The organism is Gaetbulibacter sp. S0825 (assembly GCF_011777505.1).
GTDB lineage: Bacteria > Bacteroidota > Bacteroidia > Flavobacteriales > Flavobacteriaceae > Pontimicrobium.
The window spans coordinates 567095-582641 of the sequence record NZ_JAATJT010000001.1; the positions used below are offsets into that span (position 1 = coordinate 567095).

Annotated in this window: 13 protein-coding genes and 10 tRNA genes; 18 read left to right on the top strand and 5 right to left on the bottom strand. The window is 33.3% G+C overall.

Going from position 1 to position 15547, the window contains the following annotated elements:
• Positions 1-21 precede the first annotated feature (21 nt).
• Positions 22-2781: a PD-(D/E)XK nuclease family protein gene (locus tag HB672_RS02630; RefSeq protein ID WP_167607274.1), complete on the top strand. Its 2760-nt coding sequence runs from the start codon at positions 22-24 to the stop codon at positions 2779-2781.
• The gene (locus HB672_RS02635; protein WP_167607276.1) at positions 2781-3617 is read left to right on the top strand and encodes an alpha/beta fold hydrolase; all 837 of its coding nucleotides are present in this window, start codon (positions 2781-2783) and stop codon (positions 3615-3617) included. The genes HB672_RS02630 and HB672_RS02635 overlap by 1 nt, the downstream gene beginning before the upstream one ends.
• On the opposite strand, the gene HB672_RS02640 is transcribed toward HB672_RS02635, so the two are convergent.
• Together HB672_RS02640 and HB672_RS02645 are read right to left on the bottom strand one after the other, a co-directional pair.
• Positions 3618-3691: transfer RNA gene (locus tag HB672_RS02640), tRNA-Ala, on the bottom strand.
• Positions 3692-3696: 5 nt separating this feature from the next.
• Positions 3697-4491 carry a universal stress protein gene (locus tag HB672_RS02645; protein WP_167607279.1) on the bottom strand — a complete coding sequence of 265 codons (795 nt, stop codon included), beginning with the start codon at positions 4489-4491 and terminating at the stop codon, positions 3697-3699.
• An 81-nt stretch (positions 4492-4572) separates the two neighbouring features.
• Here HB672_RS02645 and HB672_RS02650 point away from each other — a divergent pair, with 81 nt between their 5' ends.
• The 4 genes from HB672_RS02650 (at position 4573) to HB672_RS02665 (ending at position 7425) form a co-directional block, all read left to right on the top strand.
• Positions 4573-5907 (top strand): MATE family efflux transporter, encoded by a 1335-nt coding sequence (locus HB672_RS02650; protein ID WP_167607282.1) that lies wholly within the window; start codon positions 4573-4575, stop codon positions 5905-5907.
• Between the two features lie 22 nt (positions 5908-5929).
• Positions 5930-6109, top strand: coding sequence for a hypothetical protein (locus HB672_RS02655; RefSeq protein ID WP_167607285.1), 180 nt, complete (start codon positions 5930-5932; stop codon positions 6107-6109).
• Between the two features lie 100 nt (positions 6110-6209).
• Positions 6210-6662 (top strand): 6-carboxytetrahydropterin synthase, encoded by a 453-nt coding sequence (locus HB672_RS02660; protein ID WP_167607288.1) that lies wholly within the window; start codon positions 6210-6212, stop codon positions 6660-6662.
• A 10-nt stretch (positions 6663-6672) separates the two neighbouring features.
• Positions 6673-7425 (top strand): UDP-2,3-diacylglucosamine diphosphatase, encoded by a 753-nt coding sequence (locus HB672_RS02665; RefSeq protein ID WP_167610229.1) that lies wholly within the window; start codon positions 6673-6675, stop codon positions 7423-7425.
• On the opposite strand, the gene HB672_RS02670 is transcribed toward HB672_RS02665, so the two are convergent.
• Genes HB672_RS02670 through HB672_RS02680 form a run of 3 tightly spaced genes read right to left on the bottom strand, consistent with a single transcriptional unit; the run spans position 7422 to position 10852 of the window.
• Positions 7422-8690 carry an MFS transporter gene (locus HB672_RS02670; protein WP_167607291.1) on the bottom strand — a complete coding sequence of 423 codons (1269 nt, stop codon included), beginning with the start codon at positions 8688-8690 and terminating at the stop codon, positions 7422-7424. The genes HB672_RS02665 and HB672_RS02670 overlap by 4 nt on opposite strands.
• Before the next feature lie 29 nt (positions 8691-8719).
• Positions 8720-10408, bottom strand: coding sequence for a single-stranded-DNA-specific exonuclease RecJ (gene recJ, locus HB672_RS02675; RefSeq protein ID WP_167607294.1), 1689 nt, complete (start codon positions 10406-10408; stop codon positions 8720-8722).
• A gap of 21 nt (positions 10409-10429) precedes the next feature.
• Complete coding sequence (locus tag HB672_RS02680; RefSeq protein ID WP_167607297.1) at positions 10430-10852, bottom strand: OsmC family protein; 423 nt, start codon at positions 10850-10852, stop codon at positions 10430-10432.
• A gap of 54 nt (positions 10853-10906) precedes the next feature.
• Between HB672_RS02680 and HB672_RS02685 the strand changes: the two genes are divergently transcribed.
• The 12 genes from HB672_RS02685 (at position 10907) to HB672_RS02740 (ending at position 15508) form a co-directional block, all read left to right on the top strand.
• Positions 10907-11509: a carboxymuconolactone decarboxylase family protein gene (locus HB672_RS02685; RefSeq protein ID WP_167607300.1), complete on the top strand. Its 603-nt coding sequence runs from the start codon at positions 10907-10909 to the stop codon at positions 11507-11509.
• Between the two features lie 723 nt (positions 11510-12232).
• The gene (locus HB672_RS02690) at positions 12233-12814 is read left to right on the top strand and encodes a hypothetical protein (RefSeq protein WP_167607303.1); all 582 of its coding nucleotides are present in this window, start codon (positions 12233-12235) and stop codon (positions 12812-12814) included.
• Between the two features lie 135 nt (positions 12815-12949).
• Positions 12950-13022: transfer RNA gene (locus tag HB672_RS02695), tRNA-Asp, on the top strand.
• 5 nt (positions 13023-13027) lie between these two features.
• A tRNA-Pro gene (locus HB672_RS02700) sits at positions 13028-13099 on the top strand.
• Positions 13100-13106: 7 nt separating this feature from the next.
• Positions 13107-13178, top strand: a tRNA-Glu gene (locus tag HB672_RS02705).
• 5 nt (positions 13179-13183) lie between these two features.
• Positions 13184-13256, top strand: a tRNA-Met gene (locus tag HB672_RS02710).
• Between the two features lie 5 nt (positions 13257-13261).
• Positions 13262-13334, top strand: a tRNA-Leu gene (locus HB672_RS02715).
• Positions 13335-13338: 4 nt separating this feature from the next.
• Positions 13339-13412 (top strand) — tRNA-Leu (locus tag HB672_RS02720).
• Between the two features lie 6 nt (positions 13413-13418).
• Positions 13419-13490: transfer RNA gene (locus tag HB672_RS02725), tRNA-Arg, on the top strand.
• 6 nt (positions 13491-13496) lie between these two features.
• Positions 13497-13567: transfer RNA gene (locus tag HB672_RS02730), tRNA-Gln, on the top strand.
• 8 nt (positions 13568-13575) lie between these two features.
• Positions 13576-13648 (top strand) — tRNA-Phe (locus tag HB672_RS02735).
• Between the two features lie 759 nt (positions 13649-14407).
• Entirely contained in the window at positions 14408-15508 is a 1101-nt protein-coding gene (locus HB672_RS02740; RefSeq protein ID WP_348272538.1) for a slipin family protein, read from the top strand.
• Positions 15509-15547 lie beyond the last annotated feature (39 nt).

The window sequence follows — 15547 nt, forward strand, 5'->3', positions numbered from 1 at the left end:
AGCGTTTTTTATTTTTACACAATGCCAAGCTTTATAAATGATGTTTTAAAAGATCTTGAAACCCAAAAGGTAGATTTATCCAAACTAACCTTTGTACTCCCAAGCAAACGTGCTGGCGTGTTCCTTAGGCACGAAATAGCATCTAACGTCTCAAAAACAATTTTTGCGCCAACACTAATAAGCATTGAAGAGTTTGTTGAAGAACTTTCTCAACTTCAAAAAATAAATAATACTGAATTGCTTTTTGAGTTTTATAACGTATACAAGACTCAAACCCCTAAAGAACACGTTGAAAATTTTGAGGATTTTTCTAAATGGGCTCAAATACTCCTACAAGATTTTAACGAAATAGATCGATACTTAATAGAGCCCAAATTAATTTTTGACTACTTAAGTGCTATTCAAGATATAAATCACTGGTCTCTTGAGAAAAATCAAACACCTTTAATAAAAAACTATTTAGTCTTTTGGAGGCGGTTATTTACTTATTATTCTATTCTTCAAGATGAGCTTATTCAAAAAGGGAAAGGATATCAAGGCTTAATTTATAAAGAAGCAGTTGAGAATTTAGAAAGTTATATTCAGCTTAACCCAAATAAACAGCATGTTTTTTTAGGGTTTAACGCCTTAAACAACTCTGAAAGTGTTATAATCCAAGAATTGCTCCAAATGGGTTTAGCTTCTATTTATTGGGATATTGACAAGACTTTCCTTAGCAATGTGAATCATGATGCTGGCTACTTTATTAGAAGACATAAAAAAGAATGGTCACATTTAAAAAACAAGCTCTTTCAATGGTCGCATAATCTCTATACGGCCAATAAAAACATTTCTATTATTGGTATTCCAAAAAATATTGGACAAGCAAAATACGTGGGAGAATTGCTTTCAAAATTAAAACTTGAGAAAGGACACCTTAACAGTACAGCAGTGGTTTTAGGAGATGAAACATTATTAACTCCTGTTTTAAATTCACTTCCAGAAAATATAGATGCACTCAACATTACAATGGGATTTCCTTTAAAATCCATTCCTTTAGCATCTTTATTTGACCAACTATTCTTGTTTCATAAAGAGAGTAAAACATCTTTTTACTATAAAGATATTATTGCTGTAATTTCTCATCCCTATATCAGATTACTATTTATAGATAATCACCAAGATTTTGGAGAAATTATTATAGATACCATTCAAAAAAACAATTTGGTTTTTATAAATCTTGAAAACCTTGTTAATCTAGCCCCTCAACTAGAAACAGTTTTAAATTTATTATTTAAATCGTGGTTAAATAGTCCAAAGATTGCTTTACAAAACTGTTTGACTATTATTCTTGAAATCAAGACGTTTTTAATAATAAATAAAAACGACAATTTACTTGCGCTTGAATATCTTTATAGGTTTAATGAGGTATTTAACATTTTAAACGCTCTTAATTCTAAATACAAATATATTGCTTCAATAAGTGCTTTGTATGGTGTTTATAATGAATTACTTGCTGTTGAAACCCTCGATTTTAAAGGCGAACCCTTAAAAGGACTACAAATAATGGGGATGCTAGAATCTCGAGTTTTAGACTTTGAAACGGTTATTATTACATCTGTTAACGAAGGTGTGCTGCCATCTGGAAAAAGTAACAATTCTTTTATTCCTTATGATGTAAAACTAGAAAACAAGCTGCCAACTTTTAAAGAGAAAGATGCTGTTTACACCTATCATTTTTATAGACTCATTCAACGTGCAAAAAACGTTTATATTATATATAATACCGAGCCAGATGTAATTAATGGTGGTGAAAAAAGCAGGTTCATAACACAATTAGAGATTGAAAACACTCATAATCTAAAGCATAAAATAATTACACCTGTTACACCTAAAATACCTCAAGAATTAAAATCAATACCAAAAACTAATCATGTAATCACAGACTTAAAAGCATTATCAAACAAGGGTATTTCGCCTTCCTCCTTGACCAGCTATATTAGGAATCCCTTAGATTTTTATTATCAAAAAGTACTAGGTATTAAAGAAATAGATGATGTTGAAGAAACGGTCGCTGCAAACACTCTGGGAACTGTTGTTCACAATGCCCTTGAAGATCTTTATAAGCCTATTGAAGGTGCAATGCTAAGCATAGATTTTGTAAAAAAGATGAAAGCTAAAGTTGAGGCAAGAATACTATATCACTTTAAAACTATTTATAAAGAAGGAGATATTACCAAAGGCAAAAACCTTATTATCTTTGAAATTGCAAAGCGATATGTAAATAATTTTTTAAAACAAGAACTTGAGAGCTTAGAACAGGGAAACACTGTGAAAATTATCGAAGTCGAGGCAGATTTAGCTGTTAAAATCAACATCGACACATTAGATTTTCCTGTGATACTAAAGGGAAAAGTAGATCGTATTGATGAATATAATGGCACACTACGAATTATTGACTATAAGACTGGAAAAGTAGAACAACGCCAGGTTGAAGTTGTCGATTGGGAAACTATTTGTACTGATTATAAAAAATATAGTAAAAGTTTTCAGGTACTCATGTATGCATACATGATGAATGCACAAAAAACCTTTAAACAGGATGTAGAAGCTGGCATTATTTCGTTTAAAAATCTAAGTGAAGGATTTTTAAAATTTGGCAAAAAGGAAACAACTAATAGCAGAAATAAAAATACAATTATTGATGTAGAAACACTTCATAATTTTGAAACCGAGCTTAAAAAGCTTATTCTAGAAATATATGATCCTAATATAGCTTTTATTGAAAAAGAGGTGGATTAATGCAAATTTTAAAAAACCATATTGTAGAGAGGAACAAAAAGAAACCTATACTAATGGATGCTTTTTATTCTAAAGAGCAAACAAATCAACCCATTGTTATCTTTTGCCATGGCTATAAAGGATTTAAGGATTGGGGAGCGTGGAATATTATGGCTGAAGAAATAGCCAAATCTGGATGTTGTGTTGTTAAATTTAATTTCTCACATAATGGAGGTACTATCGAGAATTCTATTGATTTTCCAGATTTAGAAGCCTTCGGTCAAAATAATTACACAAAAGAACTAGACGATTTAAATGATGTTATTAATTGGGCTCAAAACTATTTTAAGAATAAACCCCTTATCAATATTAATGATATTTGTCTCATAGGTCATAGTCGTGGTGGTGGTATTTGTATAATAAAAGCTTCAGAAGACAACCGAATTACAAAACTCATAACATTAGCTAGTATTAGTGATTTCGAAAAACGTACAGCAACTGTTGGAGATTTAAAAAAATGGAAAGAAAAAGGTGTTAAGTATGCTTTAAATGGACGCACTAAACAGCAAATGCCTCATTATTATCAGTTTTACGAAGATTTTATGGCTAATAAAGATAGATTGAATATAAAATCCGCAGCAAAGAAATTAACCATTCCTCAACTAATTATTCATGGAGATAATGACACGTCTATTAATATTAAAGAAGCCGAAGTACTGCATCAATGGAATCTGAAAAGTAAATTAAAAATTATAAAAGGCGCAAACCATGTGTTTAACACCAAACACCCATGGAACAGCAACAATCTTTCACCTGAGCTTGAAACTGTTGCAAAACAAATTGTAAGTTTTTATTAGTGGAGAAGATCGGGCTCGAACCGACGACCTCTTGACTGCCAGTCAAGCGCTCTAGCCAACTGAGCTACATCCCCTTTTATTATCTCATTCCACTCAATACCAAAACTGGTCTTGGGCTATGAAAATCTTTTTTCAAAATCGTGTTTTTTTCCCATTTCTTAGTAAAGAAACCTCGTTTACGACGCACCACGCATAGCATGTCAGGATCGTTAGACTTAAAATGTTCTAGCACACCTTGAAATGTTGTAGCATTTTCAGTTTTGGTAATATTTGTGACCATATCAGAAAGCTCTTCATTCACTCCAAAATCACCCTCATTATAATACGTTGTTTTTACTAATAGCAAGTTAACAACAGACTTAAATTGGTTTTGAATTGATTTTAATGGTTCTAAGACACCTTTCTTTTTTATTATTGCAGATTTAATAGCCATTAATATTCTAGTAATAGGTTTAAAAACATATTCTTCGGGAACAATTAGTGCTGGTATTTGAGTTCTTTTAATAATTTTTCCTGAAGTTTTTCCTAGAAACACCTCATCTTTAATCGAGTTTGTTCTTGGTTCAAGAATAATTAAATCAATCTCTCCTTTTTTACAAGCCAAGTCGATGGTATCAATTAATTTGCCCTTAAGAGTTCTTGTGTGAACCTCTACCCCTTTAGTATCAATTTGAGCGACAAGATTTTTTAAAAACTCTTGACTTTCACGTTCTAAAATATGATCAATTTTAATCATGGTTCCTGCCTTAGTATACACATTATACACTTGGACTATATAAAGTTTTGCCCCAAATGCTTTAGCAAAATCAACCGAATATTGTAAATGGCTTTTTGCGTTTTTTGAGGATCCTACAGGAACTAAAATATTCTTCATAATCAAAATTTTAAAGACTAAATTTACTGAAAATTATACTGCAAAAATAAACATTAATAATAATTAGTTCTAAAAAGACTTTTGAGTACAAGTATTTCTTTAAAACAAATTAATAAACTAGCAATTCCAGCATTGATTTCTGGAGTTTCTGAACCCATCTTATCATTAACCGATGCTGCCATTGTTGGAAATATTGAGATAAACGCAACCGAATCTCTGGCTGCGGTTGGCATCGTTACCACATTTTTATCCATGCTTATTTGGGTACTTGGTCAAACACGAAGTGCTATTTCATCATTAGTATCTCAATATTTGGGTGCCAACAACCTAGAGGCCATAAAATCACTTCCGGCCCAAGCTATTTTTATAATCACATCTTTAAGTGTATTGATAATTATTACAACATATCCATTTGCAGAGAGCATTTTTAAACTCTATAATGCGTCCAATTTAATATTGGATTATAGTGTAGATTATTATCAAATTCGTGTCTTTGGGTTTCCTTTCACCCTTTTTACAATTGCTGTTTTCGGTACTTTTAGAGGGCTTCAAAACACCTATTACCCTATGCTAATTGCTATTGTAGGAACCATAGCAAATATTATTTTAGATGTTGTTTTAGTTTATGGCGTCGATGGATTAATCCCTGCAATGCACATCAGAGGTGCTGCTTACGCAAGTGTTGCTGCTCAACTAATCATGGCATTATTGTCAATTTATTATTTATTAAGAAAAACCGAAATCTCTCTAAAACCAACATTCCCATTTAATAAAGAAATAAAGACCTTTATTATTATGATTCTAAACTTGTTTGTTAGAACATTAGCATTGAATGTTACCTTGTATTATGCAAGTGCTTTTTCTACAAGTTATGGAAAAGAATATATTGCGGCTTATACAATTGCCATAAACTTATGGTTTTTGGGTGCTTTTATTGTAGATGGTTATGCAAGTGCTGGAAACATTTTATCAGGTAAATTATATGGTCAAAAAAACTATAAAATCTTGGTCGAATTGAGCAATAAACTTATAAAATATGGTGTCTTCCTTGGTATTATCATTGCCGTTATTGGAGGGTTTCTATATTATCCTATCGGAAACATATTCACAAACGATCCTGAAGTTCTCAATCAATTTTACAATATTTTCTGGATTGTTTTAGCAATGCAACCACTTTGCGCACTTGCATTTATTTTTGATGGGGTATTTAAAGGTCTTGGTAAAATGAAATATTTAAGAAATGTATTGCTGTTTTCAACCTTTATCATTTTTGTGCCAATACTCTTTTGGTTAGATGCTTTAGATTATAAACTATACGCTATTTTTATAGCGATTACTTTTTGGATAATTGCTAGAGGAGTACCTTTAATTATAAAATTTAGACGACAATTTTTGCCTCTTTCACAAAAGACGTAACTTTGACATAATAATGTAACGTATGATAGTAACAACAATTCTTCAGGAAGTAAATATTGAAGAAAAAATAAAAAATGCTCCTAATGATGATTACAGTATAGGGATTTTAATAGGAAGCTTGATTCCCTTTGTTTTTTTAGTAACCGTAGCTTATGTCATATATTACTACAATAAGAAAAGAGCAAACAAAGACGAAGAATAATGATGGATATATTAAATTTTTTAAGTGGCAATGGCTTATTTCTAATTCTAGGAATAGGGTTAATAGTCATTTATTTTATTAATAGAAACAAAAGACGCTAATGAGTAACATTCGCATTACAAAACAATTTTCATTTGAAACTGGTCATGCACTTTATGGTTATGACGGCAAATGCAAAAACGTTCATGGTCACAGTTATAGATTAAATGTAACCGTGATTGGAAAACCTATTTCAGATAACTCTAACGTGAAATTTGGAATGGTCATCGATTTTGGTGATTTAAAAAAAATAGTCAAGGAAGAAATTGTCGATGTGTTTGACCACGCAACCGTATTTAATAAAAACACGCCTCATGTTGAATTGGCAAAGGAACTTGAAGATAGAGATCACAATGTACTACTCGTTAACTATCAACCTACCAGCGAAATGATGGTTATAGATTTTGCATCAAAAATAAAAAAACGATTACCCAGTAATATTGAACTTTTCTCATTGAAACTGCAAGAAACTGCTACCAGTTTCGCCGAATGGTTTGCAAGCGATAATGAATAAAGCTACGCACATAAAGGTTCCTGAAGGTAAGAAAATTTATTTCTCATCCGATAATCATCTAGGTGCACCAACACATGAAACGTCGCTTCCTCGTGAAAAAAAGTTTGTAGCTTGGTTAGATGAGATTAAAACAGATGCTGCTGCCATTTTTCTTTTGGGAGATTTATTTGATTTTTGGTTTGAATATAAAAAAGTAGTCCCTAAAGGCTTTACAAGAACTTTAGGAAAACTTGCCGAAATTTCTGATTCTGGCGTTCCAATTTATTATTTTGTTGGGAATCACGATTTATGGATGAGTGGATATTTTGAAGAAGAACTTAACATTCCTGTGTTTCATAAACCACAAGAATTCTTCTTTAATCAAACATCTTTTTTGATAGGTCATGGTGATGGCTTAGGCCCTGGAGACAAGGGTTACAAACGCATGAAAAAAGTATTTACCAACTCGTTTAGCAAATGGCTATTTCGTTGGTTACATCCAGATTTAGGTGTGCGATTAGCGCAATATATGTCTGTAAAAAACAAATTGATTTCTGGTGATGAAGATGCCAAATTTTTAGGCGAAGACAACGAATGGTTGGTGCAATATTGCAGGCGTAAACTTCAAGAAAATCATAGAGATTATTTTGTCTTTGGACATAGACATTTGCCTTTAGAAATCGATTTAGAACCTAATTCAAAATACATCAATCTTGGTGATTGGATACAGTATTACACCTATGGTGTTTTTGATGGTGAAAAAATGGTGTTAAAAAAATATTAGCTCTCTTCCTCATAAGCTTCAATATCTTCTCTTAGATCTAGGCCTCGTAATGGTTTATTTTTAATATTTATTACAATCACAGTAATAAGTGTTATGGTTCCACCAAGAACAACTGCCAAAGGAGCACCAAAAAGCCTTGCTGCAATACCACTCTCCAAAGCTCCAAGCTCATTAGAGGAGCCAACAAACATAGAGTTAACAGCACCAACTCGTCCTCTCATATTATCAGGTGTTTTTAACTGAAGAATTGTTTGGCGAATAACCATTGAAACTCCATCAAACACACCCGAAAAGAACAATGTTAACACACTTAGCCACATTAATTTTGAAGCTCCAAAAATTATCATACAAACTCCAAATCCAAAAACTGAAACAAGTAATTTTTTCCCTGTGTTTTTGGTAATAGGTATATAGGTTGTCGCCAGCATTGTAATAATACTTCCTGTTGAAAGCGCAGCGTTTAATATTCCAAATCCTTTTGGTCCAGCATCTAATATGTCTTTGGCAAATACGGCAAAAATTGCAACAGCTCCACCAAACAAAACTGCAATCATGTCTAGGGTTAGCGCTCCTAAAATTACTTTGTCATTAAAAACAAATCTAATTCCAGCCTCTAAGCTTTCTTTAATTGATTCGTTAGTTACTTTATTTAAAATCGGTTTCTTTTTTATTTGAGTAACAAACAACAATGCAATCATCACTAGTATAAAAATAATCCCAAGTGTATAATTAACACCTATCCAAGCAATCAAAAATCCACCACACAAAGCGCCAAATACAGTAGCTCCCTTCCAAGTGCTGCTACTCCATGTTGCAGCGTTAGGGTATATTGCTTTAGGAACAAGAAGGGCGATAAGTGAAAAAATGGTTGGTCCAAAAAACGCTCTCAAAGCACCTCCAAAAAAAACTAAACCGTAAATACAAAATAAGATTGCTTTTGTTTCCCAAGTGGTTTCAATATGCTCAGATGTTAACCAGAATAACCCAAAACTTATAATGGAAAACAAGGCAATACAAAGAGTAAATAGATTTCTCTTTTCTTTTTTATCAACTATATGTCCAGCAAAAGGTGCCAATATAAATGCTGGTAAAAATTCACATAAACCAATAATTCCAAGTGATAAAGGATCTTTAGTCATTGCATAAACTTGCCATTCAATCACAACAAACTGCATGGACCATCCAAAAATCAATGCAAACCTTACTAATAGAAAAATATTGAATTCTTTGTAACGTAGTGCTGCGTAAGGATCTTTTCTTGCCATATTTATTCCCTGCGAAAGCAGGAGCCTAATTATTTAATATCTCTCAATTTCAATTGTAAGGACACATTTCCATTCCAATGGTTTTCATCAACAGAATAGACTGCTTTAAAAGGTTTCTTATTAGAAATTATATCAAGCTTGTCCCCTAAACCAAAACCTATACAAACTAACTTTTCTTTTCCAGACTGAGTGACTGTTATTCGTAAGTGTTTATCATCTTCACCTACGCATTTACCATAACCAGTATCTCTTAAGTTATTTGTCATAAAAATGGGTGTCATATTTCCTGGGCCAAAAGGTGCAAACTGCTTAATAATTCGCCATAATTTATCATTTACTTGAGGTAAGTCTATTTGCATATCAACCTTAATCTCTGGTGTTAACAATGAGTTGTTAATTGTCTTTGAAACCTCATCTTCAAAAGCTTGTTTAAATACTTCGTAGTTTTCTTCTTTTAAAGTTAAGCCAGCAGCATATTTATGCCCTCCAAATTGTTCTATGTGTTCTGAGCAGGCTTCTAAAGCATTATATACATCAAAGCCTGAAACTGAACGCGCTGAAGCTGCTAACTTGTCGCCACTTTTTGTAAACACTAAGGTTGGTCTGTAATAGGTTTCTATCAATCGGGAGGCTACAATACCAATAACGCCTTTATGCCAAGTTTCATGGTAAACAACGGTAGTAAAGCGTTCCTGCTCACCTTGTTTATCAATTTGCTGAAGTGCTTCTTCTGTAATTCGTCTATCTGCCTCTCGTCTATCTGTGTTAAATTCTTCTATTTCAGCAGCGTATTCTTGCGCTTGCTCAAAATTAGTTTCGGTCAATAACGTAACTGCATAATTGCCATGTTTCATGCGTCCAGCAGCATTAATTCTTGGAGCAACGATAAACACCACATCTGTAATAGTAAGTTCTTCTTTTTTAACTTGATTAATTATTGCTTTGATTCCTGATCTTGGGCTAGAATTAATCACTTGTAAACCAAAATATGCTAAAGCTCTATTTTCACCTGTAATTGGGACGATATCTGCACCAATTGCTGTTGCAACCAAGTCTAAATACTCGGACAATTCTTCAACAACTTTTCCTTCTTTTGAAGCCAATGCTTGTATGAGTTTAAAGCCAACACCACAACCGCACAATTCTTTATAAGGATAGTCACAATCATCACGTTTTGGGTCTAAAATAGCGACCGCTTCTGGTAATTTATTTCCTGGCCTGTGGTGGTCACAAATAATAAAATCTATGCCTTTCTCTTTTGCATAAGCGACTTTATCAATGGCTTTGACTCCGCAGTCTAAAGCAATAATAAGCGTAAAATCGTTATCATGGGCAAAATCGATACCTTTAAAAGACACGCCGTAACCTTCGTCATATCTGTCAGGAATATAAGTTGCAACATTATCTGTTCTTGTTTTTAAATAAGAAGACATCAAAGCTACCGAAGACGTTCCGTCTACATCGTAATCACCAAACACCAAAATATTCTCATTCTTAAAAAAAGCAGTTTCAATGCGCTCAACAGCTTTATCCATATCTTTCATCAAGAATGGATTGTGTAAATCACTTAAACTTGGTCTGAAAAAGGTTTTTGCCGCTTCATAAGTTTCAATTCCTCGTTGTAATAACAATGTTGCAACGATATCGTCAACTTGAAGTGCCTCTTTTAATAATACTACTTTCGCAGCTTCTGGTTTTGGCTTAAGCGTCCAACGCATAAATTATTTTTGAATAAATTCTTATTTATTATGATAATGGATTTCAGTCTCTAACTTGGCAAACTGACGAAACATTTCCATCACGCCGCAGTACTTATCAACTGAAAGGCCAACTGCTTTTTTTATTTTCTTCTTATTTAAATCTTTTCCATAAAAATGATAATCCAATTTCACCTTATGATAATACTTTGGGTGCTCCTCAGTTAATTCACCAGTTACATCCATTTTAAATTCATAATCAGTTACTTTCATCTTGTCAAGTACAGATATTACATCCAATCCTGTGCATCCAGCTAAAGCCGATAGCATTAGCGATTTAGGTGCTAATCCTGCACGCTTATCAGCGCCTTCAACTTTATCGTCAATTAAAAAAGTATTACCACTTGGGTTATCAGATTCAAAAGTCACTCCGTCTTTCCATTCTGTGGTGATTTTATTTATCATATTCAAAGATTTTTCGTTTATTGTTACTTCAAAAATACCAATAAAAAAAAGACTATGCCACTTGTAACACCATTATCCGCAGACCACGATTTAGAGACAAAAGAATTAGCAGAATTCTTTAACGAAACACTTGGCTTTTGTCCAAATTCGGTATTGACTATGCAACGTCGTCCAGCCATTTCTAAGGCTTTCATTAACCTAAATAAAGCTGTAATGGCAAACGAAGGTCGTGTGACTTCAGCATTAAAACGCATGATTGCTTGGGTAAGTAGCAACTCAACTGGTTGCAGATATTGTCAAGCGCATGCAATTCGTGCAGCTGAACGTTATGGTGCTGAACAAGAACAACTAGATAACATATGGGAATACAGAACACATCCTGCTTTTAACGAAGCAGAACGTGCTGCTCTCGACTTTAGTTTAGCAGCAAGTCTAGTACCAAATGCTGTTAATGAAGATATTAAAAAACGACTACATGAGCATTGGACTGAAGGAGAAATTGTTGAAATGTTGGGAGTTATTTCACTTTTTGGTTACCTCAACCGATGGAACGATAGTATGGGAACAAGCATTGAGGAAGGTGCTGTTGAAAGTGGTGAGCAATACTTAGGAAAACATGGTTGGAATGAAGGGAAACATGATGGGTCGCAATATTAAATTTGCTTTATATTAAATAAAAATCACATATTTGCAACAAGAAATGAAAAACACAATAGTACATATTGCAACAAAATCACTGTTTTACCAGTGGGATTATCGAGGAATGAATGAATTATTTCTACGACAAGGACGTTATGTATCTATTTTTAATCATTAATAAGAGATGATTTAAACACAAAAACTATAAATAGTACGAGCGTCCAAGAAATTGGACGCTTTTTTTATGAAAAAAATCAAAGAATTTGAAAATAAATTTTAAAAACTAAAATATTAAGCATTGAAGAGTAAGCAACTGGGAGACAAACACTTGCGCACAAACTCAAGTATCCGTTAAAAAACGGACAGGAATCCCTTTGTTTAAATTTAAATTTAACTAATTGATTTTCAGTAAATTAAATTACAAAATGTTTGTTTTTTTAAAAATAGTTTTCATCTTTGCATCGCAGTTTTAAACAACTACTGCAACAAAATATTAATAATTAAAAACAAGAAGCCATGCTAAAATATATGATAGCATTACAACCTTTAAGTTATGACCTCGAGTCATTTACAAGGCTTCGGTATTTTCTGTAGATAACTTTCCAGAAAAGAATCCGAAGCAAACAAACTGTTTCGGATTTTTTTATTCCAAAATTTTAAGAGTACAACAATCTGATCAGTTTTAAGAGCATCATAAAAACATGCATTTAAGACAGTAATAATCTATTTAATAAAACGAAAATGGAAACAAATTTATATAACAACTACTTATTTAAGGCAATTGAAAACTATCCATACGAATTGGAAAAGGCAATTGAGGCATTAAACTATGCACTATCATACAACCCAAAAAGTGTTAAAGCGCTTTGCTTAATGGCGAGAATACAAAATGAACAATTAGGTGATTATGAGTTAGCAAAAGAGTATTACGAAAAAGCTTTGATGAGTCGTTTAGATATTCCAGATGTGTATCCAGACTATATAAGACTTTTAATAAATAATGAAGATTATGAAGAAGCTCAAAAATTAATTGACTTTGCTAGACAAGTAAAAGGAATTGATAAGGCTGGAATAGAACTTGCTCAAGCAAGCTTATTTGAAGCTAATTTAGAGTTTGATAAGGCTGGAAAATCTTTAAATGATGCAAAACTTTTAGGTATGAACAATGACTTTATTAATTATGTTGATGAAGTAATCTCTCGAGTTAATAAAAAACTTAAAATTCAAAACAAAATAAATCAAGAGGCCGAAAACAAAAAAACTGAAACTGTAGACAAACCAGAGACAAGCTGGTTTCGTAATCGGTTGAATAATTTATTATAAAAATGAAAGGAGTAATAAATCGGCAATCTTGTCTTGCCGATTTAATGGGAACTCGTCAACGTTGGAGAGTTGGTGCAGATTGTAAACCTGTTGCTTAAATGCTAAGAAAGTTCGAATCTTTCAGTTCCCACAAATAGTATCGTAGCTCAATGGCTAGAGCGCTCGGTTGTCTCCCGAGAAGTTGCGAGTTCGAATCTCGTCGGTACTGCAAATCTGGGAGGATAACGATGGTTGTTTACTCGCTTTGGAAGTGAGAGGTTGTAGGTTCGAATCCTGCTTCTCAGACAAAGCTGCTCTATGAGCATAGTGGTTAGTGCATCTGGTTTTCTCCCAGAAGACAAGGGTTCGATTCCCTTATAGAGTACAAAATGAGATATAGCTTAATAGGTAGAGCATCGCTCTCATAAGGCGAGGGGTTTAGGTTCGATTCCTAATATCTCAACAAATGCAGGAATGGCGAAACGGTAAACGCACTCGACTTAGAATCGAGAAACTGGGAGTTCGAATCTCTCTTCCTGTACGATGCTCCACTAGCCCAATTGGAAGAGGCAACAGTTTTAAGCGCTGTTAAGTCCAAGTTCGAATCTTGGGTGGAGTACAAAATAAGCTTATGGTGTAATGGAAAGCATACAAGGCTACGAACCTTGGGGTATGGGTTCAAGTCCTATTAAGCTTACAAAAATAATCTGTGGTGTAATGGTAACACTCAAGATTTTGATTCTTGTATTATAGGTTCGAATCCTATCAGATTATCTTAATATGGAACAGTAGCAAAGTTGGTCAATGCAATGCACTGAAAATGCAAAGATATAGGTTCGATTCCTGTCTGTTCCACACTAAAGTATCAAGCTAGTCTTGTTGAGTGTTTCGGTATAGCACTATTGCATAATACGATGCAGAGATGTATTTCGTCTTATGTTCAACTAGACTTGAAGGTTTGTTGATTACCAAAAATCAACTCAAGTTCGTGTGGGTTCGAATCCCACTGTCCTTATATAGGATATGGCGGAACGGAAGACGCGCTAGATTTTGGTTCTAGAGAACAGTTGACATTCTGTAAAATGTCCACAAGCACAGGTTCGATTCCTGTCGAGGTCACTAAAGTTAGATCTCGTAGCTCAGTCTGGTTAGAGCACTACACTCATAATGTAGGTTGAAAAAGCCCATCATCTTTTAAAACTGATTACCAACGCAGATTGTCACTCTGCTCAAAAAAAAGACAAAAATAGTGAATAGCAAGTCAGCTTTAAAAACATTAGTGTTTAATAAAAGTAGTCTTGAAAGTGCTTTGAAATACTGATTTTTAATAGTAGACATTTTTACTGTTTTGTATTAAGAGAATTGTATTAATCTGAATATCGATTCATATTGTTGTCACAATACTTAACACCAATTATAGACGCTATTAATATGAGTATTTCCGCACCAGAAAGATGATTTGCTTTCTACTATTTTAATGATGAAGAAAGTTTGAAAAATATACTTCAATTAATAATGAACTCGTCATTATATGTTGAAGTTGGCAACCCTTCCGTTACAGGTTTTGCCGCGTCCATAGTGGACAAATTATATTGTTTAATTTAAAATTTAGAAATGATGAAACGAGTAAGAATTAATGCGGGAAAAGTAGGATTGGTATTCAAAAAAGGTGATTACAAAAGAGTAATTACTCAAGGAAAACACTGGCTTGGCTTTAATGAGCGTGTGTTGGTGTATAACCTTGCAAATACCTTTGTGGCTCCAATAGCGTTAGAACTCTTACTAAAAGACGAAATGTTGGAAGCAATGTTAGACATTATTGAAGTTAAAGACAGTGAGCTAGTTTTAGTTTACGAAAAAGGAAACTTCAAAATCGTTTTAACAGCTGGACGTTACGTGTACTGGAAGGGTTTGATTAAACGTGAATTTGTGCATGCCGATTTGAGCAAAATTTATATTACTGAAAAAATTGACAAATCATTATTCAGTAATTATGAATTGAGCAAATACATCAGAACTTTTGAGGTCGCCGCTTACGAAAAAGCTGTGCTTTTAGTTGATGATGTGTACACAAAAACTCTAGATGGAGGTACATACAGATTCTGGAGAAATGATACTACAATTAAAATTGCTAAAGCTGATTTACGTCAGTTGCAATTAGAAATTGCTGGACAAGAATTGTTAACGAAAGATAAAGCTGCTATTCGTATCAACTTTTATACACAGTATAAAGTGACTGATATTGAAAAAGCTTTACTAGAAAACAAGGACTATGAAAAGCAGTTATACATTGCTATGCAATTAGTATTACGTGCTTACATTGGTGCTTACACATTAGATGAATTGCTAGAGCGTAAAGAAAATATGGCAGAAGCAGTATTTGAAGATGTTAAGGCAAGTGCATCAAAATTAGGTGTCAATGTTTTAAGCTGTGGTATTAGAGATGTGATTTTAACTGGAGATATGAAAGAGATTATGAATCAAGTTTTAGTCGCACAAAAGAAAGCTCAGGCTAATACTATTACAAGACGTGAAGAAACAGCTTCAACACGTAGCTTGCTAAATACGGCAAAGTTGATGGAAGAGAATAACATGCTGTACAAGTTAAAAGAAATGGAGTATGTTGAAAAAATCGCTGAGAAAATTGGTGAAATCACTGTCTCAGGTAATGGTGGAATTGTAACACAATTGAAAGAGATTTTCTCAGGAAAATAAGTGGGTGTTTAAATGCGCTAGTTTAAAACTAGCGCATTT